General features: G+C 42.7%; 18 protein-coding genes and 1 riboswitch. Of the genes, 15 read left to right on the forward strand and 3 right to left on the reverse strand.

Going from position 1 to position 20,841, the window contains the following annotated elements; all coding sequences use genetic code 11:
- The first annotated feature begins 12 nt into the window (after window positions 1-12).
- From rluB to CU635_RS03430, 8 genes are all read left to right on the forward strand, one after another.
- Window positions 13-738: a 23S rRNA pseudouridine(2605) synthase RluB gene (rluB, locus tag CU635_RS03395; protein WP_101575756.1), complete on the forward strand. Its 726-nt coding sequence runs from the start codon at window positions 13-15 to the stop codon at window positions 736-738.
- 114 nt (window positions 739-852) lie between these two features.
- Window positions 853-1,377, forward strand: coding sequence for a thiol-disulfide oxidoreductase ResA (gene resA, locus CU635_RS03400; protein ID WP_101575757.1), 525 nt, complete (start codon window positions 853-855; stop codon window positions 1,375-1,377).
- A gap of 20 nt (window positions 1,378-1,397) precedes the next feature.
- A complete protein-coding gene (locus CU635_RS03405) occupies window positions 1,398-3,023 on the forward strand; it encodes a cytochrome c biogenesis ResB family protein (RefSeq protein WP_101575758.1) in 1,626 nt (541 codons plus the stop codon).
- A 12-nt stretch (window positions 3,024-3,035) separates the two neighbouring features.
- Complete coding sequence (gene ccsB / locus CU635_RS03410; protein WP_101575759.1) at window positions 3,036-4,217, forward strand: c-type cytochrome biogenesis protein CcsB; 1,182 nt, start codon at window positions 3,036-3,038, stop codon at window positions 4,215-4,217.
- Window positions 4,218-4,376: 159 nt separating this feature from the next.
- Window positions 4,377-5,093 (forward strand): response regulator transcription factor, encoded by a 717-nt coding sequence (locus CU635_RS03415; RefSeq protein ID WP_101575760.1) that lies wholly within the window; start codon window positions 4,377-4,379, stop codon window positions 5,091-5,093.
- The gene (locus tag CU635_RS03420) at window positions 5,090-6,865 is read left to right on the forward strand and encodes an ATP-binding protein (protein WP_101575761.1); all 1,776 of its coding nucleotides are present in this window, start codon (window positions 5,090-5,092) and stop codon (window positions 6,863-6,865) included. Before CU635_RS03415 ends, CU635_RS03420 begins: the two co-directional genes overlap by 4 nt.
- Before the next feature lie 234 nt (window positions 6,866-7,099).
- A complete protein-coding gene (sigX, locus tag CU635_RS03425; protein WP_101575762.1) occupies window positions 7,100-7,651 on the forward strand; it encodes an RNA polymerase sigma factor SigX in 552 nt (183 codons plus the stop codon).
- The gene (locus CU635_RS03430) at window positions 7,626-8,879 is read left to right on the forward strand and encodes a negative regulator of sigma-X activity (RefSeq protein WP_101575763.1); all 1,254 of its coding nucleotides are present in this window, start codon (window positions 7,626-7,628) and stop codon (window positions 8,877-8,879) included. The genes sigX and CU635_RS03430 overlap by 26 nt, the downstream gene beginning before the upstream one ends.
- Window positions 8,880-8,909: 30 nt before the next feature.
- Here the strand turns inward: CU635_RS03430 and CU635_RS03435 are convergent, their stop codons facing one another.
- Entirely contained in the window at window positions 8,910-10,988 is a 2,079-nt protein-coding gene (locus CU635_RS03435; protein WP_101575764.1) for a peptidoglycan D,D-transpeptidase FtsI family protein, read from the reverse strand.
- Window positions 10,989-11,315: 327 nt separating this feature from the next.
- Here CU635_RS03435 and CU635_RS03440 point away from each other — a divergent pair, with 327 nt between their 5' ends.
- On the forward strand, window positions 11,316-12,248 hold the full coding sequence (locus tag CU635_RS03440; RefSeq protein WP_101575765.1) for a M23 family metallopeptidase: 933 nt from the start codon (window positions 11,316-11,318) through the stop codon (window positions 12,246-12,248).
- A gap of 83 nt (window positions 12,249-12,331) precedes the next feature.
- Window positions 12,332-13,144 (forward strand): histidinol-phosphatase, encoded by an 813-nt coding sequence (locus CU635_RS03445; protein WP_101575766.1) that lies wholly within the window; start codon window positions 12,332-12,334, stop codon window positions 13,142-13,144.
- Between the two features lie 108 nt (window positions 13,145-13,252).
- Here CU635_RS03445 and serA read toward each other — a convergent pair whose 3' ends face one another.
- Window positions 13,253-14,830, reverse strand: a complete 1,578-nt coding sequence (serA, locus tag CU635_RS03450; RefSeq protein WP_101575767.1) for a phosphoglycerate dehydrogenase — start codon at window positions 14,828-14,830, stop codon at window positions 13,253-13,255.
- A 234-nt stretch (window positions 14,831-15,064) separates the two neighbouring features.
- Window positions 15,065-15,307: riboswitch (FMN riboswitch) on the forward strand.
- A 157-nt stretch (window positions 15,308-15,464) separates the two neighbouring features.
- On the opposite strand from serA, the gene CU635_RS03455 reads away from it, so the two are divergent.
- Complete coding sequence (locus tag CU635_RS03455) at window positions 15,465-16,046, forward strand: ECF transporter S component (protein ID WP_101575768.1); 582 nt, start codon at window positions 15,465-15,467, stop codon at window positions 16,044-16,046.
- 148 nt (window positions 16,047-16,194) lie between these two features.
- Here the strand turns inward: CU635_RS03455 and CU635_RS03460 are convergent, their stop codons facing one another.
- Window positions 16,195-16,443, reverse strand: a complete 249-nt coding sequence (locus tag CU635_RS03460) for a ferredoxin (protein WP_101575769.1) — start codon at window positions 16,441-16,443, stop codon at window positions 16,195-16,197.
- Window positions 16,444-16,850: 407 nt separating this feature from the next.
- Between CU635_RS03460 and CU635_RS03465 the strand changes: the two genes are divergently transcribed.
- Genes CU635_RS03465 through CU635_RS03480 form a run of 4 tightly spaced genes read left to right on the forward strand, consistent with a single transcriptional unit; the run spans window position 16,851 to window position 20,744 of the window.
- Window positions 16,851-17,915: a YpbB family protein gene (locus tag CU635_RS03465; RefSeq protein ID WP_101575770.1), complete on the forward strand. Its 1,065-nt coding sequence runs from the start codon at window positions 16,851-16,853 to the stop codon at window positions 17,913-17,915.
- Window positions 17,906-19,411 carry a RecQ family ATP-dependent DNA helicase gene (locus CU635_RS03470; protein WP_101575771.1) on the forward strand — a complete coding sequence of 502 codons (1,506 nt, stop codon included), beginning with the start codon at window positions 17,906-17,908 and terminating at the stop codon, window positions 19,409-19,411. Before CU635_RS03465 ends, CU635_RS03470 begins: the two co-directional genes overlap by 10 nt.
- Before the next feature lie 15 nt (window positions 19,412-19,426).
- A complete protein-coding gene (locus CU635_RS03475) occupies window positions 19,427-20,038 on the forward strand; it encodes a CPBP family intramembrane glutamic endopeptidase (protein ID WP_101575772.1) in 612 nt (203 codons plus the stop codon).
- Complete coding sequence (locus tag CU635_RS03480; RefSeq protein ID WP_101575773.1) at window positions 20,031-20,744, forward strand: LysM peptidoglycan-binding domain-containing protein; 714 nt, start codon at window positions 20,031-20,033, stop codon at window positions 20,742-20,744. Before CU635_RS03475 ends, CU635_RS03480 begins: the two co-directional genes overlap by 8 nt.
- The last annotated feature ends 97 nt before the right edge of the window (window positions 20,745-20,841 follow it).

The following is a 20,841-nucleotide window of genomic DNA, read 5'->3' on the forward strand; positions in this document are numbered from 1 at the left end:
GAGGTGACATAGATGGAAAGACTCCAAAAGGTTATTGCCCATGCCGGATTTGCATCGCGGCGCAAAGCGGAGGAACTGATTCTCGAAGGCAAAGTGAAAGTAAACGGTAAAATCGTCAAAGAATTAGGAGTAAAAGTTACTCCCAATGATAAAGTTGAAGTAAATGGGATACCGGTTGAACGAGAGGAACCCGTATATTTTCTTTTTTATAAGCCGCGCGGTGTTATTTCCAGCGTAAGCGATGATAAAAACAGAAAAGTTGTCACTGATTATTTCTCAGGAATTGAACAAAGAATTTACCCAATCGGCAGGCTCGACTACGACACTTCAGGTTTACTTTTACTGACAAATGACGGGGAATTTGCGAACATGCTTATGCATCCAAGCAATGAAATAGAAAAAGTCTATGTAGTGAAAACCAAAGGGATGCCGGCAAAGGAAAAGCTGAGGAGCCTGGAAAGAGGGATCCGGCTCGAAGATGGCAAAACAGCACCTGCCACAGTGAAATTGCTGTCTTTTGATAAACGGAAAAATTCTGCCATCATTGAAATTTCCATTCACGAAGGCCGCAATCGCCAGGTGCGCAGAATGTTTGAAGCAATCGGGCATCCAGTCATAAAGCTTAAGCGTGAAAGATACGGATTTTTAACGTTACAAGGGCTTAAGGCGGGTGAAATAAGAGAGCTGACGGCTCATGAGGTAAAGCAGCTCAGAGTACTGGCACAAAACAAGAAATGAAAAAGTTCATATAACGTTCACACATCGATCTTCTTATAAACAATATCGAGATGTTGAAAAATGGTATAATAAAAAGCAAATTGTTTTAGCAAAAAAAGGCTTGGAGGGGCGATTATGAAGAAAAACCGCCTAATGATCAGGACTGTCATATTGCTTTTGCTAGGGACAGCGGTCGCCTATACTTTATACGCCAACTTCACAAAAGGCGACATCCAGAAAGTAGCAATAGGAGAAAAGGCGCCTGATTTTGTGTTAACAGATATAAATGGGGAAAAACACCGCCTTTCAGATTATCAAGGACAGGGAGTTTTCTTAAATTTTTATGGTACTTGGTGCAAACCGTGTGAAAAAGAAATGCCATATATAAACAACCAATACAATCATTTTAAAGATGACGGTGTTCAAGTGCTGGCTGTAAATGTTGGGGAGTCAAAGCTGGCCGTAAATAAATTTGTTGAAAAATATAACCTTGATTTTCCGAATGTGATCGATGAGGACGGGCAAGTCCAATCAGCATACGGAATCAACCCTCTTCCTGCGACGTTTCTGATCGATGCAGAAGGCACCGTGATTAAATATCATACCGGAGAGCTGACTGAAAGCATGGTTAAAAATTTTATGGAGCAGATCAAACCTTAAGTTACAGGGAGTTTTCTCATATGAATGATGTAAAATGTGATTGCGGGCACGTAAATCCGCACGGAACGGTTCTTTGTGAATCGTGCGGTAAGGTGCTCGGGGAGCAGGAGAATGGCAAGGCGCTGCTTGACATGCGCTATGAAGGCAGTGCCAGGCGTTCACAAACTTACAATAAAACGATAATTGATAAAATTTGGAACTTTTTTTCGTCCGTAAAAGTGGGTGTATGGCTGATTGTCATTACTTTATCAGCATCTTCGCTCGGGACGATTTTTCCTCAGGAGATGTATATCCCGCCGGTCATGCCAGCGTCTGAATATTATCAGGACCAATACGGATGGATGGGAAATCTCTATTATCAACTTGGATTTCATAATCTCTACAGTTCATGGTGGTATCTAATTTTAATCGCATCAATTGGTGTGTCGCTCGTTATTTGCAGCCTTGACCGGGTTATCCCGTTATACCGCGCTTTAAAGAAACAGCGTGTTTCAAGGCATGAAAGCTATCTGAAGAGGCAGCGTATTTTTGGAATGACCGACACCAACGAGATAGGCGAAAACGATTTTGATCGAATTAAACAAAATCTTAAAGCGAGAAGGTACAAGCTTCGCGAAGAAAATGGCGATATCCTCGCTGAAAAGGGACGTTTTTCGAGGTGGGGCCCGTATGTTAACCATGTCGGCTTGATCATCTTCTTAATTGGCGCGATGCTAAGATTCGTGCCTGGCATGTACGTCGATGAAACCCTCTGGGTCCGCGAGGGAGAGACAAAGGTAATCCCGGAAACTGACGGGCAATATTATTTAACCAATGATCAATTTATTCTAGAAGTCTATGATAAGGATAAAGATAAAGAAGTATTTGAGGAAGCGATTGAACGCTCCGGCATGGTCGCGAAAAACTTTCAATCGAACGTCAGCCTTTATAAAAAACAAGGCGACACCGTTGCCGGTGAAGAACCTGAGCTTAAAAAAGTTAAAGACTACGAGATTCGTGTCAATGACCCTCTGAAATTTGAAAACTTTGCTTTGTATCAGGTAGAGTATAAGCTCAATGAACTGAATAAAATGTCATTTATCCTTGAAAACAAGGAATCGAAAGAAGCATTCGGGAATTTGACGATCGATTTATATGATCCGGAAAATGTCTACGATTTGGGCAACGGCTACTCAGTCGAAATTGTCCAGTATTACCCAGATTATGAAATTTCCGATGGGGAGCCGATAACAAAATCAAAGATACCAAACAACCCGGCCTTCGTCTTTAAAATGGTCACACCTGACACGCCAGAGGGGGAAGTCAGTTTTGTAGCGATTCGCAAAACGATTGAGCCTTCAAATGACAATCAATATAAAATGACCTTTAACGGTGTTGAAACGAAAAATGTTTCCGCTTTAACGGTTCGCAAGGATTTAACGCTCTGGATTATCAGCCTTGGCGGCGCGATTTTTATGATTGGTGTCGTTCAAGGGGCATACTGGAACCATCGCAGGATTTGGTTTCGCCAAATGGATGGGAAGGTTTGGGTTGCTGCCCATACGAATAAGAACTGGTTTGGTTTGAAAAAAGAAATAACAACAGCGTTAAAAGGTACCGGTATTCAAGAACCTGGAGATCAGCTGCAGAATGAAAAAGAAGTTTAAGGGGGATAAACAGTGGCAGCTTTAAGCTCGAACTTGTTATATATAGCTTTTCTGCTTTACTTAATTGCCATCGCTTTTTTCGGCGGTGCGATAAAGGAGAAGGATTCGAAAAAAACAGGAGTTAACGGCTGGGGGAAAATCGGAATCATTTTAACGATTATCGGCTTTGCGGCCCAGCTCGGTTATTTCATTACTAGATGGATTGCGGCCGGACACACGCCGGTCAGCAACCTCTTCGAATTCACGACCTTTTTCGGTATGGCTCTGGTCGGTGCCTTTATTGTGTTCTTCTTTATGTATCGAACACCTGTGTTAGGGTTATTCACCCTGCCAATTGTTGTATTGATCATTGCTTATGCAAGCATGTTTCCGACTGATATATCACCATTGATCCCTGCCCTGCAGAGTCACTGGCTGACCATTCATGTCATCACCGTGTCCCTCGGGGAAGCGATATTATCTGTTAGCTTTGCTGCCGGATTGATTTATCTCGTCAAGGTTGTAGACCAGACGAAAAGCAGCAAAAAGACCTTTTGGCTCGAAGTCGTGATGTACGGCTTAATCAGTACGTTAGGGTTTGTAATCGTTGCGAGCGCATTTTCTTTAAGCGGCTATCAGGCGTCTTTTAACTGGATCGATAAAAACGGCGTGGAAGCAGTCCAGGATTATACTATACCTGCGATTACCGGACCTCATGAAGGTGAGCTGATGACAAAAGGGAAAATGGAACCTCTTGTCGAAATGCCTGCTCTCATCAATGCAAAAAAACTTAATACAGTTATCTGGTCAATGGGTGCTGGTTTAATTCTATACGGTTTACTGCGCTTAATTCTGCGTAAGCGTGTTTCTGCAGCATTGCAACCATTAGGGAAAAATATTAAACTCGATCTTGTCGATGAAATAAGCTATCGGTCAGTTTTGATTGGTTTTCCCGTATTCGCTCTCGGAGGTCTCGTTTTTGCGATGATCTGGGCGCAAATTGCCTGGACACGTTTCTGGGGTTGGGATCCGAAAGAAGTTTGGGCACTCATTACGTTTTTATTCTATGCTGCATTTCTTCATCTCCGTTTGTCTAAAGGATGGCATGGTGAGAAATCGGCCTGGCTTGCTGTAATCGGGTTTATCATTATTATGTTTAACTTGATTGCCGTAAATCTTGTCCTTGCCGGCCTGCATTCTTATGCCGGCGCTTAACCGCCGTCCATTTTCATAGAGCCTTCACTGATCAGAAAGTGAAGGCTTTATTTTAAATACATCTTGTATGACTCAACATTATACATAGAACCCAATGTTAGAAAAAATATGGCATTAAAGGCCGCTGTTTTGTAAAATATCTGCAAGGGGGAATGTTCAGTGGAAAACGATGTAAAAGTGTTAGTAGTAGATGATGAAGAAAGAATTCGCCGCTTGTTGAGGATGTATTTGGAAAGAGAAGGCTACATAATTGAAGAAGCAGAGGATGGGAACGAAGCTTTATCAAAGGCTCTGGCCAATGACTATGATGTGATTCTGCTCGACTTGATGATGCCTGGCAAAGATGGAGTAGAGGTTTGCCGTGAGCTCCGTGAGAAAAAAGCAACTCCGGTCATAATGTTGACGGCGAAAGGTGAAGAAGTAAACAGAGTCCAGGGGTTTGAGGTCGGCACAGACGATTATATTGTAAAGCCTTTCAGCCCAAGGGAAGTGGTGCTTCGTGTGAAAGCACTGTTGCGACGCTCATCGAAAACGACTTATTTGCAAACGGAGACAACGACTAAAGATGTGATTGTTTTCCCGCATTTAACAATCGATAATGATGCACACCGTGTCATGGCCGATGGCGAAGAAGTGAGCTTGACGCCGAAGGAATATGAATTGCTGTATTTTCTTGCCCGTTCACCTGATAAGGTGTTTGATAGGGAACAATTGCTCAAGGAAGTCTGGCATTACGAATTTTTTGGTGATTTAAGAACAGTAGATACCCATGTAAAGCGGCTCAGGGAGAAACTGAATAAAGTTTCGGAACAGGCAGCGAAAATGATCGTAACTGTATGGGGAGTCGGCTATAAATTTGAAGTTGGAAACGAATGATGTTTTGGCGAAGTGTAGTCGGTAAGCTTTGGATTACGATTCTTTTTCTCGTTTCGTTCGTGCTGTTTATTCTGACGATCATGATGATGGAGTTTTTTGAAAACTACCATATAAACGAAACGGAAAAGGGATTAACAAAAACAGCAAGTAAAATCGCCAGGATTATTGAGGAACATGAGCAAAACGATCTGCAAATAAGTTTGGAGATATCCTGGGAATTGCTTGATGATGTGACGAAGGGTGCAATCTTTGAAAACCAGAACCAATATCACCTTTCGCCAAATTCACAGGGAACCGACGATTTACCGCTTGCTTTATTAAGGGATGATCCAGATTTGTCCAAGGTTTTTACCGACAGGGATACGGTAAAAAAAATCTCTCCAGTCAATGAAGAAAACCCGAATATGAACCGTGATTCGCAAATACTAATTGTCGGTGTTCCTTTGAATGAAACAGGTGCTGTTTTTATTTATCAATCACTTGAAGTGATGGAGGAAACGACCCGCTCGACGACCAAATTTATTTGGCTTGCCGCAGGAGTTGCCATCATTTTAACGACGATTTTTGCTTTTTTCTTATCAACGAGAATTACGGCACCGCTACGGAAAATGCGCGAAGCTGCTTTTGAGGTTGCGAGAGGAAAATTTGACACGAAGGTTCCTATCTTAACGAATGATGAAATAGGCGAACTGGCTACCGCTTTTAACCAAATGGGCCGCCAATTGAAGTTCAATATGAACGCATTAAGCCAGGAGAAAGAGCAACTTTCGAGCATTTTAAGCGGAATGGCCGATGGCGTTATTACGTTTAACCGTGATGGGACAATTTTGATCACCAACCCTCCGGCCGAACGTTTTCTGCAAAATTGGTATTATGAACAACATGAAGCAAATAATCAGGAAGCAGTTCCTTCCGAGGTGATGGAATTATTCCAGCTTGCTGTTGATACCGAAAAGGAGCAGGTAGGAGAGATCTCCTTTCAAGGCCGTTTTTGGGTGATCATTGTCAGTCCCTTATATAATAACAAGTTTATTCGCGGGGCTGTCGCTGTTATTCGGGATATGACCGAGGAGCGCCAGCTGAATAAACTCAGAAAAGACTTTATTGCCAATGTATCGCATGAGCTTCGTACGCCGATTTCGATGATGCAGGGCTATAGCGAGGCGATTGTCGATGATATTGCCGGAACGGTTGAAGAAAAGCAGGAAATGGCTAAAGTCATTTATGATGAATCGCTGCGGATGGGCCGCCTCGTCAACGAGCTCCTTGATCTGGCCCGGATGGAAGCGGGATATATCGAACTAAATACGGAAGCAGTTGAAATTCGTCCGTATATCCAGAGGATTATCCGCAAGTTTCACGGGCTTGCAAAAGACAAGGAAATCAAGCTCACTTTTTCGATTTTAAGTGATGAAGAATATTTCGTATTTGATCCCGACCGGATTGAACAAGTACTAACGAATTTAATTGATAATGCGATCAGGCATACGCCGGATACAGGTAAGGTTGAAGTGATCATTAAAACGAATGAACGGGGTTTGTTTGTGGAAGTAAGTGACTCAGGCTCCGGAATTCCCGAAGAAGATATTCCGTTTGTTTTTGAACGGTTTTATAAAGCGGATAAGGCAAGAACGAGGGGCCGTTCCGGTACTGGTCTTGGCCTTGCAATTGCCAAAAATATCATCGATGCCCATAAAGGAAATATTACAGTGCAAACAAAGCTTAACCTCGGCACGATATTCTCGTTTTTTGTCCCTCGAAATATCGGATAAATTAGCCAGTTTTGCCGATTAGTCTTGATTCACGGGAAACATTCATTGTTTGCAGGCAAATATAAGAAGGAAGGAACAGGGAAGAATTTCCTTGAAGCCCTTCCTTTTTTCTTTGAAAGAGTCTATATTTAGGAAAAGGAAAGCGAATAGAAGCCCATGTCAATGTGAGAGACTCAAAGGTGAAACTTTTTATACATAAATTACGACTATTATTTTGAACGGGGAGGGGAACCGATGGACTCCGTTTTTGAGGAATTGTATACAAAATACCATCAGGATGTATTTCAATTCTTATTTTATATGGTGAGAAATAGAGAACAGGCAGAGGATCTTGTTCAGGAAGTATATATTAGAGTGCTGAAGTCTTATGAGCGTTTTGAGGGGAAGAGCAGCGAAAAAACGTGGTTGTTTTCGATTGCAAGGAATGTTGCAATTGATTTCTTTCGCAAGCAAAAAGGATGGAAGCAGCGGCTGCTGGACAGATTTGACTGGTCAACCCAACAAGTCATGGATGAACAGCCGATCCCGGAAGAGGTAGCAATGCAGAATGAGGAAATTCGCGCGATGTACGGATGTCTGAAACAGTGTACTGTCGATCAAAGAATGGTTGTCACTATGCGTTATATCCACGGGCTGTCGATCAGCGAAACGGCTCAAGCACTGGACTGGACCGAAAGTAAAGTAAAAACGACCCAGCACCGGGCCTTGAAGGTGTTAAAGAAGAGAATGGAAGAATCGATGGAAAAGGAGGGTATGAGCATTGAAAAAATCAGAGTGGAGCGATGAGCGCATTGAGAAGCTGCTCGGGCAAATGCCAAAGCTGACAGATCATCGCAATCCTCAGGATATACATCAAAATATTGCCGGAAAGCTCGGGAAACGAAAGCGCCAGGCATGGCTCATGCCGGGTTTGGCCACGGCTGCCGCCTTAATCCTTTTCTTTATTTTGGCACCCGAATTATTGGATTGGCGGAGTTCCCCCGCTCGCGATACGAATCTAGAATCGGCGGAGCGACAAAATGAAGGGCGGCAAGAAAATAAGATCGCACTGGAAAGCAATAGTCGTGCCGACAAAGCGGAGAAGAATAGCCAGCAAGAATCAACTGCGGACATCCAGACAAATCCGGAAGAAAACAACCAAAATACATTTGCCGCAAAAGGCTCCGATGCTTTAAGTCCGCTGCCTGAGAGGACGGCCGTTTATGAAGACGATTTAAACGGACAGGAATTATTGACATACGCCTTGCCAGCAGATGGTGGCAACAATATTGTCCCGATCAGTGTGCTTGTTGCAAATGAGGAAAAAAAGCCATGGCTTGACCTGTACAAGAAAACAGCCGGCCAGCTTATGGAAGAGACTTGGGGTCTCGATGAGTATTATCCTCTTAAGGCAGAGTTAAGCATGGATGAAACAAAGAGGGAACTTACCATTAATTTTGCGGCAGATTCGCAATACGGCCAGGGCTCACGCAGCGAGATCACGATACCAGAAGTACTGGAACAAAATTTCGCCGGCAAAGTTGATACGGTTATCCTGAAAACAGCGGGTGAACCGGGGTTGATGCTGGGGAATAACGGTCCGCTTAATGAGATCAACTTGGCAAGTGCTCAATCGACCGGTGACCATGGTTACTTTTTCTTAAACCAGGATGGTCGTGCACAACCGCTTTTAGTTCCGTCATCGAAGGAATATAACACGATCGATGAAGCGTTTATCGCGATGCAGAAACAATCAACAGAGGGAAACCTTATACCATCGATACCTAGTCATTTCGAAATTACACCTGGCGAGAAAAATGCAAAGCTGTTGTCGGTCGAGCTAAAGGGCTCTGAAAATAATGAAAATGCGGCGGATTTAGTCTATACGGTCGAAGCGATTTTATTAACAGCCAAAGACTTCGGCTACGAAGCTGTCATCCTGAAAAACGATGAGGTGAAATCGATCGGCGGCTTTCCGGTTGCCGAGGTAATCAATGTCCCGCTCGGAGCAAATAAGCAAAATATCAGAAAGTAAGATCAGCCGAGAGAAGGCTGATCTTTTTTACTATTGCTGTGCGCGATGCTTTAAGCTGAAGTAAGTATCCAGGACCTTCCGGCCAATCTCCATGTTTGGTGAGGGACCGCTGTCTGCCTGATAAACCCACGGAACAATAACGGCCATCGCTACTTCCGGATTATTATACGGAGCGTATGCTACTAAGCTCAGATTCATGACTTCCGGAGGAGGCCCATCTGATTTTTTTCGCTGTGGGCCGTCGTAGAATGCCTGGGCGGTTCCTGTTTTTCCGGCAGGCAGGTAAGTGGCAGTACCAAAGGTCCGATAACCCGTTCCGCCGCTTTCCTGCATCACCTTTTGAAAACCGAGCTGGACGCGATCAAGCCATTCCTCCTGAACGTCCAGTTTATTTAAGACCGTAGTCGGGATTTTCTTGAAAACTGGACCAAGCTCATTTTGATTGGAAGCGGGCTCGCGGATTTCTTTCACAATATGCGGTTTAAGCCGGTATCCATCATTGGCGATCGTTGACACGTATTGGGCCAACTGCATCGTGGAGTACGTGTCATACTGGCCGATGACAAGATCAAGCATATGACCTGGCAAGGTACTCATTCCTTTGAAGCCATTTTGTTCATTTGGCAAGTCGATTCCTGTTCTTACCCCTAATCCAAACTGGGCAAAAGAATCCCTGATCGTGCCGAAGCCCTGAATGTCTAGAGGCAATGGCATGTCTCGACGGTAGTGCCCTTTTCCAATTCGGATTGCGGTGTGGAACATATATACATTGGAAGACAGTTTAAGAGCTTCAACATCGTCCGGTTTGCCCAGATATTTGTACGAGCCTTTTTCCTGCGGAGTGCCTTTAAATTTTAATGGTGTATCATCGAATCGGTCAGTAGGCTTGATCACGCCCGTTTTAAAACCGGTTAAAACCGTAGCCCCCTTAACAGCGGAACCGACATTGTAAGTAGTAGTGATATTGCCAAGTGCATCATCAATCATCTCGTTCTGGCCGGTCTCTTCGTTTTTGACGATTCTCTTTCCGGCCATCGTTAAGATTTCTCCTGTCTTAGGCTCGATTAACACGACGTATGCCCGGTCAAGCAGGCTTGTATGTGGTAGCTGCTTGGTGGCCCAAAGCTGTTCTTCAATGATTTTTTCAACAGCAATCTGCAGGTCCATATCGATCGTTAAGACAAGGTCTTTGCCGCGCTGGCCTTCTGAAATGACTTCAGTGCCAAGGACATTGCCGGCTTTATCGGTGATGTTTTTGATTTTTGCTTTATGGCCATGTAATACATCCTCATATTGCATCTCAAGATAACTTTTGCCAACCCGGTCATTCCGGCTGTAGCCTCGCGATAAAAAGTAATCAATCCGCTCTTCAGGGAGGCCATCATCTGTTTCAGTAGTGTTTCCGAGCACGGATTTCAATGTAGGTTCATATAAGTATTTTCTTTGCCAGTCAGCCGTCGTATCGACTCCCGGCATCGCGTTTAAATTTTCGCTGACGAGTGCAAACTCTTCCTTTGTGACATGATCATTTTTCACGATTTGCGGTGTCAAAGCGTAGCCGGAATTTAGTTCGCGGTAAATCGCGAGAACTTTTAAATCATCCTCCGAAAGCTCCTTTAAGTCCTCTTCGGTTATGCGATCAAGCTGTAACTGATAAAGCTGCTTATCGGTCAATTTTTTCTTTTTAAACAACTGAAGTTCAGCCTTTGTAATTTTTCCGGCTGCTTTTTCCGGATTTCGCAGGATCCAGAAATCCTGTTTATCCCTTTCCCGAATTTTTTCCGTGCCAACGGTGATCAGCTTAGCCAAATTTTCTGCCGTCACAAGCATTTCTTTCGGGGTTGTTCCCTGCAATTTAGTATACGTTATCGCATTAATTGGCGTATTATCGATGATGATTCTGCCATGCCGGTCATACATTTTTCCGCGCGGAACGGGTTTTTGTACAGTAATGTTTTCGGTTCTGTCGACCTCCTGTTTAAAATCATTTCCATAGACAATTTGCACGATTCCCAATCTTAATATCAATAAGGAAAACAATATAAATACAACGAAAAATAACAGGTTTAACCTGATCGGAAGATAGCGCTTTTCTTTTTTCTTTTTCACCGGATCCCACACTTCCTTCAAGAACGCAAAATATTGGCTGATGATTCCATTTTATAGTAATATGAGAAAAGATTCTATTATATTTGAAAATTTTAAATAATTGAATCAATTTCACAATGTAACAAGCTAAACCGAAAAATGAATGAAGTTGGCTAGATATAGAAGAGTATGCCGTAGGAAACGAATAATCCTAAGAAAAATCAGTTTGCATAAAATGTCAGGAAACACCAAATACTGTTTTCATATGCTGACACTTTGACATGAAGTTCTAATAAAGTACAAACATACATAAGGTGAAAGGGAGAGTACAAGTTAAGGAGGAAAAGAATGAAAGACTACATAAAAAGATTTCTGATTGCCGGTATTATGGCATTGTGTGTTAGTTTATTATTTCTTGGCGGAAAGCACTCCCAGGCTGCCTCACTGAACATAAGCGAACAAACGGCCCATTGGATTTGGCCTGCTGATGGCGTTATTACAGATTTGTACGGCACGAGACATGGACATCACAAAGGAATAGATATCGCAGCGGAAAATGGTGCGCCTATTTATGCTGTCGATCGAGGAACGGTTGTGAAATCATATTACTCCGGTTCGTATGGACATGTCGTGTTTGTAAGGCATCCAAATAATTTTGAGACGGTGTACGCGCACTTAAATAAACGCTATGTACAGGATGGCCAGACGGTCAGCCAGGGTGATTTGATTGGGGGAATGGGCAATACAGGCGATTCGTCAGGAGTACATCTTCACTTTGAAGTTCATGAGGCAGAATGGACAGCGGAAAAGAAAAATGCTGTTAACCCGGTTGCCGTGTTAGGCAATATCGCAATGGGCGAAGCCGTCCATGTATTTAAAAATGATAAACCTGGTCATACCGCAATTGAAGCTGCTGCCAAGCCCCCGTACGACCTGGATAATGAAGCTGTAAAGTCTGAAAAAGAGCCAGAACACCAACAGGAAATTATCCACACTGTCCAGCCAGGCGAAACCCTATGGTCAATTGCTGAACATTACAAGACCTCGATTAACACGATTACAACTTTAAACGGAATTGACGGAAATATGATGATTCAGCCAAACCAAAAGCTTTCAATAAAATCGTCCAGTAAAAATCAGTATATAGTCCAACCGGGCGATACATTAACAAGTATTTCCCGCGCAGCAAACACGACCGTTAAACAATTGATAGAAATAAATAATCTGGAATCAGCGTTAATTCAGCCGCAGCAATTGCTGACCCTTCGCATTGATGAATAAATCCGAATGCCATTATTGATTTTTTTCTTGCCGATGTCCTTTTCTAAAAAGTATAATGATAAAAATTGGAGAGGGCGGAGAATATGCTGACGGATTATCATAACCATCTGGAAAAGGGAACGCTGACACTTGACTATTTACGGAAATTTACTGAACAGGCAGCCCAAAAAGGGATTGACCATTTTGGGATTTCCGAACATGCTTATCATTTCTATCAGACTGCAAATATTTTGCAAAACGATTGGGTAAATGAACGAAGATATTATGATATGAAGGATTATGTAAAGCTTTTTCACGCGGCCTGGGATCATAATATTGATGTAAAGATGTCGATCGAAATGGATTATACGCCTGGAAAACATAAAGAGATGGACCAGTTTATTAATCAATATGATTTTGATTATGTGATTGGCTCAATCCACTGGGTCGGTGATTTTGGCATCGATCTCAGTGAATATAAACATGAATGGGATAAACGGGATATTCATGAAGTGTATACTGCCTATTTTGATCAGGTTGTTACCCTCGCTGAATCGAATCTTTTTGATATTGTCGGGCATCTCGATCTTGTGAAAATTTTCAAATATGTACCAAAGGACGAAGAATTTTTATTGGCGCAATACGAACGGGCCGTAAACGCTCTTGCAGAGTCAAAAACATGTGTAGAAATAAGCACAGCCGGTTTAAGAAAGCCTGTCGGCGAATTATACCCGGACAAAAGGCTGCTGGAAATGTGCTGCAACAAGAAAATTCCGATCGTTCTCTCGTCTGATGCCCATGTCCCCGAAGATGTCGGGGCTGACTTTGACCAGGCGCTGAAGCTGGCACGGGAGGTTGGCTACCAGTCGATCATGACCTTCTCGAAAGGAGAACGAAAAGAATTTCCGCTTGGGTAAAAGAAAACAGAGTTTGCACACACGTACGTTACATAAAAAAACCGGCCGGTCAGCCACGGCCAATCATGCGCAAAAACAGGACAGAGGCCGAGCTCTGTCCTGTTTTTGTTAAGATAACAATATAGGGTTAATCGAAACGATGTCGTCCAATTCGTGTAATTGGTCGACCATTCCTTCCTGAAGGGGTCTATCAAACGATAAAAGCATGATTGCTTCTCCGCCTGCCTGCTTTCTCCCAACTTGCATCGTCGCAATGTTGATGGAATGGTCACCAAGAATTTTTCCAACCCGGCCGATGACACCCGGCCGATCCATATGCTGAATATATAAAAGATTTCCTTCAGGGAGGAAGTCGATGTTGAAGTCGTTTAAAAAGACTATACGCGGCCCGTAATGGTCGATATATGTACCGCGGATCGTGAACTGGCTTTCATCGCCTTTCGCTGTCACAGTTACGCTGTTTGCATAACCGTATGTATGGGTTGAAATTTTTTCCCCAACTGTAATACCGCGTTCCTTTGCTGCCAGTAAAGCATTTACTTCGTTCACATTCACGTCGATTCTGTTTCGGAAAAATCCTGATAGGAGTGCCTTCGTTAAAAATGATGTTTCCAAATCAGCAACAGAACCGGAATACGTTACCGATATTTCCTGGACACCTTCTTTTATGCACTGTGATAAAATGGTTCCGATCTGTTTGGCCAGGTGATGATAGGGGCGGATCTTTTCGTATAATTCCTTGGATATAGCAGGAAGATTGATAGAATTGGAAACAGGCTTATCTTCTAGAAATAATCGGACTTCTTCTGCAACCTGGGTGGCAACATTTAATTGAGCTTCTTTTGTCGAGGCACCGAGGTGGGGAGTGGCGATAACATTGTCAAATTTCAACAACGGATTTTCTCCCGGTGGCTCTGTTTCAAATACATCAAGGGCAGCCCCGGCCACATGTCCGGCTCCAATATACTTAGCAAGAGCCTGTTCATCAATAATCCCTCCGCGGGCACAATTCAAAAAGAAAACACCTTGTTTCGTCTTTGCCAATGCTTGTTCATTGATGAGGCCTTTCGTTTCTGCTGTAAGCGGGGTATGAACGGTAATAATATCAGCTCTCGTCAACACATCATCAAGCGAACACGCTTCAACTCCGAGATTTACAGCACGTTCTTTTGTTAAAAACGGATCGTATACCTGCACCGCCATCCCGAACGCTTTAGCCCGCTTTGCCAATTCGGAGCCGATTCTGCCCATTCCAATGATTCCGAGCGTCTTCCCGTAAAGCTCTTTACCGACAAAGGCATTGCGTTTCCATTCGTAATCTTTCATTGAACCGTGGGCCTGGGGAATGTTTCGCATCAATGAAGCCATCATCGCAAAAGTATGTTCCGCAGTGGAAATCGTATTTCCATCAGGGGCATTAACGACGACGATTCCTTTTTTGGTTGCGGCTTCGACGTCAATATTGTCAACCCCTACACCAGCACGAGCAATAATTTTTAATGAATGCATTTTCTCAAGCAGTTCTGAAGTAACGGTTGTCGCACTTCTTACTAACAGAGCATCCACCTCATCAAGAACTACATCCGGATCATCCGTTTTTTTCTGGATGATCTCGACATTCTCCATTGTGAGCAGCGGCTCAAGGCCGGCTTCACTTATCGAATCTGCCACTAAAATTTTGTGCATATATCCACCCGCTTTTCCAATATTATTAAACAATTTTCTGATTATTTTACAAGACGAACTTTTATCTGTCAATGAGGTTTGTTTTACACTTTAAAATGTAAACGCTTTAATTTGATAAAGTTAATAATGTCGATAACCAATTAAAATCGTAAGACAATATTCAAAGTTTTTGCATGCATAGTTCTTCACAAATTAGCTTTTTTTCAGTATACTTATCTCGTAAAACTAAATACGATCTATCTTCGGGGCAGGGTGAAAATCCCGACCGGCGGTGAGGAGCCAGTGCTCTTAGCCCGCGAGCCTGATTGAAAAGCGGACGCATATTCGCGACAAGCTGACGTCATCCAAACTCTGGGGGAAATCTCCAGTGAAAATGAATGTTCGTCTGTGTGAATAGCCAAAGCTCGACAATGTTATTTAGGCAGATTTGGTGTGAATCCAAAGCCGACAGTATAGTCTGGATGGGAGAAGATGGAGGTTCTGCAGACATTTAAATCATGCAGGGTTTAAATGTTTATTACGCGTGCCTTTGTAATTTCTCCCTCAAACTATTGTTTGGGGGTTTTTTACGTAGTGCATGCCAATGCTGAACCTTTCTTCTATGTGAGATGGGTCTCAAAAAGGAGAGAGGAATATGAAAAAATTGAAGGTTAAAGCGTTAGTATCGATTGGGATGCTAAGCAGCATCGCTTATGTTTTAATGCTGCTGAACTTTCCAATCCCACCGTTTCCGAGCTTTTTAATGATTGACTTCAGCGACATTCCTGCATTGATTGCTGCGTTGATCTTTGGACCGGCAGCCGGAATTCTGGTAGAATTGTTCAAAAATATTTTAGATTATTTTTTGACAGGCAGCGCGACCGGAGTTCCTGTTGGTCATATTGCCAATTTTATTGCCGGAATTACCTTTATACTGCCGACCGTTTATTTTTATGAAAAATTAAAATCGAAAAAGGGCATGACCTTCGCGCTTGTTAACGGAACTGTTGTAATGGCGATTCTGATGAGTGTCCTTAACTATTTTGTTATCTTGCCTGCCTACACCTTTTTCTTGAACGCACCGGCAATGTCTGCTGTGGAGACACGGCAGTTGATCGTCACCGCCATCCTGCCGTTCAATATTGTAAAGGGTCTGTTCATATCCCTTGTCTTTATGTTGCTGTTTGCCAGGATGCAGACATGGATTGGCAAACAGACCGCTTATCGAAGCATATAACCTGATGAATTGAAATTAATGAAAAGCCGGATCTTGCGGAATGAACGAATTGTTCTGCATCGTCCGGCTTTTTTGCTAGAAAAAATGTAAAAATCCCCTCTCTTAAAAAAGAAAGGGGATGAGTAGCTTAAACTGTATCTGGTGATAATTATTCGAATTTAGTCGCGTCTCCATCAAACGGCTCATCAGCAACCTTAATCGAGTCCGTTGGGCAGCCTTCAAACGCGTCCATCATGTCGTCAATCAGAACATCAGGAATTTCAACAATCCCTTCATTATCATCAAGTGTCACGAATGCGATGCCTTCATCGTCATAATCGTAAATGTCTGGTGCAGCCGCTCCACATGCGCCGCAAGCAATGCATGTGTCTTTGTCAACGATAGTATATTTTGCCATGAAAAACCCTCCCAATAAATAAACAGTTTTTATTCGATCGTTTTCCTTTAAAAACAATAGAAAACGGATTCCTTAATTCCATTGTAAAACTGTATGACCAACATTTCAATAGAAAATGTAATGAGAATGCTTATCATATCAACGTTTGCTACAAACTTTCCCTATCTTTCGCCATTTAAAACGGATTGCATTGTCGATTCATGTTAAAATGGACTGTAGAGAATATGGTTCCAATTATTTTCTCGCAATATTATTACTATGATTATGAGTTTATTTTTAGCTATTTTTGATTCGGAAAAGCAGCTGCCCGGGAAGACTATCTTCGACCGGACGGCTCCAGTTTTATTGACTGCGCAATATCCTGCGGATCTACTGTTTAGCAAGTGAAAAAGGAACAGGTGATAAACATGTTCAATGCCTATTTAGGAATGATCATTTTATATTGTCTCAAGCAAATAAATGGCGAAAGAACCATCTACTCTGTTTATCATCTCTTGAAAGGGAAAAAATCATCCCAGACGATTCAGGATGCCTACCTTTTTAATATAACTGTATTGTTTCAGGCGTTCTCTTTTATAACCAGAACAGAATTCGATCAGACCGTGCTGAACTGTGCGAAACAGGGCATGCTCGAGGAGACGGTCTCTCAGCACTATATTTTGACGAAAAAGGGCTCAGATTGGCTGGCCCAAGAATTGGATGCAAAACCGATACCCCTCTCGTTGAATGGCTGGAAAAACCATCACCTGACAGATTTGTTCTGGGAACGGTTGTCGATTCTCATTCAAGTTTGTTCTAATCTGCTTCATCATGAAACCAAGTACATACCGGTACAAAAAAGGAAAGAAACGCTGTTCTGGTTAAAGGGATACTTATCTGCCTATGGAAAAAACAGAGCGGAACTGGCCGAGCAGCTTCACGCTCAATTGACAGCTTGTCTTGAATTAAACAAAGAGTCCGACCCCTCGGTTATTGTGTTACGCCTTTCAGGCCATAACAGGGCCGGATTAACACGAGTACAGGCAGCGATGCAGTTAGGGACTGATTTGGGCTATTATCATCTGCAATTCCTTGGCTTCATTCATTATGTATTAGATTTAATTAAAAGGGAACCCGACCAGTACAGGCTGCTATATCCGTTAATTACTGATCTCCACAAAGAGCTGCCGTTAACGAAATCGACTGCGCGAACATTCGAATTGATCAATGAGGGCCGTTCCCTTCTAGAAATTGCTGCAATCAGAAAGTTAAAGCAAAGCACGATAGAAGACCATATTGTCGAGATGGCATTAAATATAGAGGAATTTGATATTTCCCGATACGTTGATATCGATAAACAAATGGTGATTCAAAAAGCAGCGGAATTAACATCTTCCAAACAGTTGAAACAAATTAGGAAATATGCCTCTGCGGCGGATTATTTTGAAATTCGCTTAGTAATGGCAAAACTAGGTGGCCACATATGGACTTAGAGGCTTTATTAAATCAATTTTTTGATCATGATGAATTTAGGCCGGGACAAAAAGAAACGGTTGAATCGATTTTGCAAGGAACGCATACACTGGCGATGTTGCCGACCGGAACAGGTAAATCGTTGTGTTATCAGCTTGCCGGCTATGCAACCGAAGGAGCTGTATTAATTGCGTCGCCGCTCCTTTCTTTAATGCAGGATCAAGTTGAGCAAATGATGATGCGCGGTGAAAAAAGAGCCGTCGCTCTAAATTCTTTTTTATCGCCCGCAGAAAAGCGGCATGTTTTAAATCGGCTTCATCGCTACAAGTTTATATTCATTTCACCCGAGATGCTGACGGTCGAATTTGTGATAAAAAGGCTAGTCAGCTTACCTGTCTCCCTTTTTGTCATTGACGAGGCCCATTGTATTTCGCAATGGGGATATGATTTCCGCCCCGACTATCAAAGGCTTGGTGAAATTCGCGTCCGCCTTGGGGAACCATTAACATTGGCCCTCACTGCTACAGCAACGAAAGAGGTAAGAGCGGACATCATTCAATCTCTGAAATTAGCGGAAATGAATGAAATCGTCTTTTCGGTTGACAGACCGAATATTACACTTGTTGCTGAACATCTAGAAGACTTTCGCTCCAAGCAGGAGAGGCTGTTTCATTATGCAAGCCTTTTAAGAGGGCCGGGAATTATCTACTTTTCCAGTAAAAGGCTGGCTGAGCAAATGGCTCAATTGTTGCGTGATAAAGGAATAGCCAAAGTAATGCCGTACCATGGTGGGATGGAACAGGAGGATCGAATCCTTGTCCAGCAGCAGTTCCTGCTTGGACAACTTGATATCATTTGTGCAACAAGTGCATTTGGGATGGGAATAAATAAAGATAATATCCGCTTTGTTATTCACTATCACATGCCGATTCAGCTTGAATCATATTTGCAGGAAATAGGCCGGGCCGGAAGAGATGGAAAGCCAAGTGTCGCGATTTTATTATATTCTTCCGGAGATGAGCAGCTCTCCGCCCAGTTGGCTGAAATGGAGTTGCCTTCCGGGGCGCAGCTGCACAGGCTGGAATCATGGCTAATTGAAACCGGCAAGACCGTGCCAGAGTATGATTTAGCCGCTGAAGAAATCATCAGTTTCTGCGGATTTAGTGAAATACAATGGAGAATCACCAGAAAACACCTGCTTGAAGGCTTTGACGCCAGGCGGCCCCTGAAAGAGACAATTGCCAGACTCGTCGCTTTTTCAAATGACCGGGCTAAATTTAAAAGCAGGAAAATTGAAGAAATAAAAAAATGGGTCGATGGGCACAGCTGCCGCCGCAGAGCAATATTGGATTATTTTTCCGAAACCCTCTCTTCATCTGTAGCGAATTGTTGTGATGCCTGCGGTTTCGACTTGCATCTTTTTGAAAATACCATTAAAAGTGACATTCAGCCAGACAAAGAAACAAGTGGAATTGATGAATGGCGAAAGCTTTTGGCTGAAATGTTATTAAAATAAAGTGGGCGGAAGCAAATGAATAATAGGTATAAAGAACTAATAAAGCAGTTATCGACTAAAGAATTGCTGTTTCATTTGTATGGAACGCAAATCTTACTATTAACGATTGCGCTGATTTTAGGTATGATATTATTTGACAGCCTTTCAGCATTTTTCGACTTATTTAAATGGTCTGATCCTAATATCCTTTTTGTAGGGGGAATCGCAGGGGTTGGGGTTGTATTAGTCGATATGCTGCTAATGAAAGTCCTGCCTCCTTCTTTTTATGACGATGGAGGACTCAATGAAAAAATTTTCCGCAACGTTAATATAGCCCACATTGCCGTCATTTCAGCGGTGGTGGCTACAGGGGAGGAAATATTGTTCCGGGGAGTTATTCAAACGAACTTCGGTATAATCGTGTCGAGTATTATTTTTGCTCTTGTACATTACCGTTATTTATTTAATTGGTTTTTGTTTAGCAATATTGTGCTGTTAAGCTTCTTGATCGGGTTTGTTTTTTATTGGACAAACAACTTGTTAGTCACAGTTTTTATGCATTTTTTAATTGATTTTTTGCTGGGTTTAACGATCAAATATAGAAAAAACGATAACCAGCTTGGACAGGAAGGGATGTTTCATGAATAGAGAAAATCCTTATAGAGATCAGGCGGAACGCTTGAGAAAAAAAATCAATCATCCCGATAGAGAAGAATATAATACAAGCACTGGATTGCCTCCAAGAAACGAAATTCACCGGGATAGGCAAAAGAAAAATAATTGGAAGTTGAAATACCCGATTATCCGTCTTCTCGCTCTTTTTTTTATTTTGCTGCCAATCTGTATTTTCAGTGTCTATTCGTATTTAAACGATAAGCCGGGAGGGACAGATACAAGCGAGAAAGGCAGCGGCTATGACATGATCGACATTGATAGGTCGCAAGACGCGTCAACCAAGAAAGAGCCTGCCAGCAACTTGGACGATCATGTTGCAGAAGAAAATCCAAACCAGCAGCCGCTCATTATCCCTTCAGCTGAAGCTACGGTTGCAACTGGCGGCAATAAAGACGGTGAGACTGCACCAGAAGAGAGTACCAAACCCGCACCCGTTGCAGAAGCAAAAGCTGCAAGCCCTGCTGAGGATAACCAATCCGAATCCAGTGCAGCTGTTACGCAGAAAGAAGATGAGGCGGCCGTGATTTATCATACGGTCGCTCCCGGGGAAACGATGTACAGAATTGCCATGAAGTATTACCAATCGCAAGCGGGCATTGATAAAATTAAGCAGGCAAACAATATTAAAAACAACGAAATTCAAGTGGGTCAAAAGCTGAAAATTCCAATCGAACAGTGAGAAGTTCCGGTCATCTCGACGGGATTTTTTGTTGTCCAAAGCAACATATATTATTGGACAAGTTCATACATTTTTATAAAAAGGCATAAAGGAGGGG

Source organism: Bacillus canaveralius (assembly GCF_002860125.1).
Lineage (GTDB): Bacteria > Bacillota > Bacilli > Bacillales > Cytobacillaceae > Bacillus_BJ > Bacillus_BJ canaveralius.

What these genes read in the sequence shown, in the direction of transcription:
- rluB (WP_101575756.1), top strand. Translation starts at nt 13, where the DNA reads ATGGAAAGACTCCAAAAGGTTATTGCCCATGCCGGATTTGCATCGCGG.
- resA (WP_101575757.1), top strand. Translation starts at nt 853, where the DNA reads ATGAAGAAAAACCGCCTAATGATCAGGACTGTCATATTGCTTTTGCTA.
- CU635_RS03405 (WP_101575758.1), top strand. Translation starts at nt 1,398, where the DNA reads ATGAATGATGTAAAATGTGATTGCGGGCACGTAAATCCGCACGGAACG.
- CU635_RS03420 (WP_101575761.1), top strand. Translation starts at nt 5,090, where the DNA reads ATGATGTTTTGGCGAAGTGTAGTCGGTAAGCTTTGGATTACGATTCTT.
- sigX (WP_101575762.1), top strand. Translation starts at nt 7,100, where the DNA reads ATGGACTCCGTTTTTGAGGAATTGTATACAAAATACCATCAGGATGTA.
- CU635_RS03440 (WP_101575765.1), top strand. Translation starts at nt 11,316, where the DNA reads ATGAAAGACTACATAAAAAGATTTCTGATTGCCGGTATTATGGCATTG.
- CU635_RS03445 (WP_101575766.1), top strand. Translation starts at nt 12,332, where the DNA reads ATGCTGACGGATTATCATAACCATCTGGAAAAGGGAACGCTGACACTT.
- serA (WP_101575767.1), bottom strand. Translation starts at nt 14,830, where the DNA reads ATGCACAAAATTTTAGTGGCAGATTCGATAAGTGAAGCCGGCCTTGAG.
- CU635_RS03455 (WP_101575768.1), top strand. Translation starts at nt 15,465, where the DNA reads ATGAAAAAATTGAAGGTTAAAGCGTTAGTATCGATTGGGATGCTAAGC.
- CU635_RS03460 (WP_101575769.1), bottom strand. Translation starts at nt 16,443, where the DNA reads ATGGCAAAATATACTATCGTTGACAAAGACACATGCATTGCTTGCGGC.
- CU635_RS03465 (WP_101575770.1), top strand. Translation starts at nt 16,851, where the DNA reads ATGTTCAATGCCTATTTAGGAATGATCATTTTATATTGTCTCAAGCAA.
- CU635_RS03470 (WP_101575771.1), top strand. Translation starts at nt 17,906, where the DNA reads ATGGACTTAGAGGCTTTATTAAATCAATTTTTTGATCATGATGAATTT.
- CU635_RS03475 (WP_101575772.1), top strand. Translation starts at nt 19,427, where the DNA reads ATGAATAATAGGTATAAAGAACTAATAAAGCAGTTATCGACTAAAGAA.
- CU635_RS03480 (WP_101575773.1), top strand. Translation starts at nt 20,031, where the DNA reads ATGAATAGAGAAAATCCTTATAGAGATCAGGCGGAACGCTTGAGAAAA.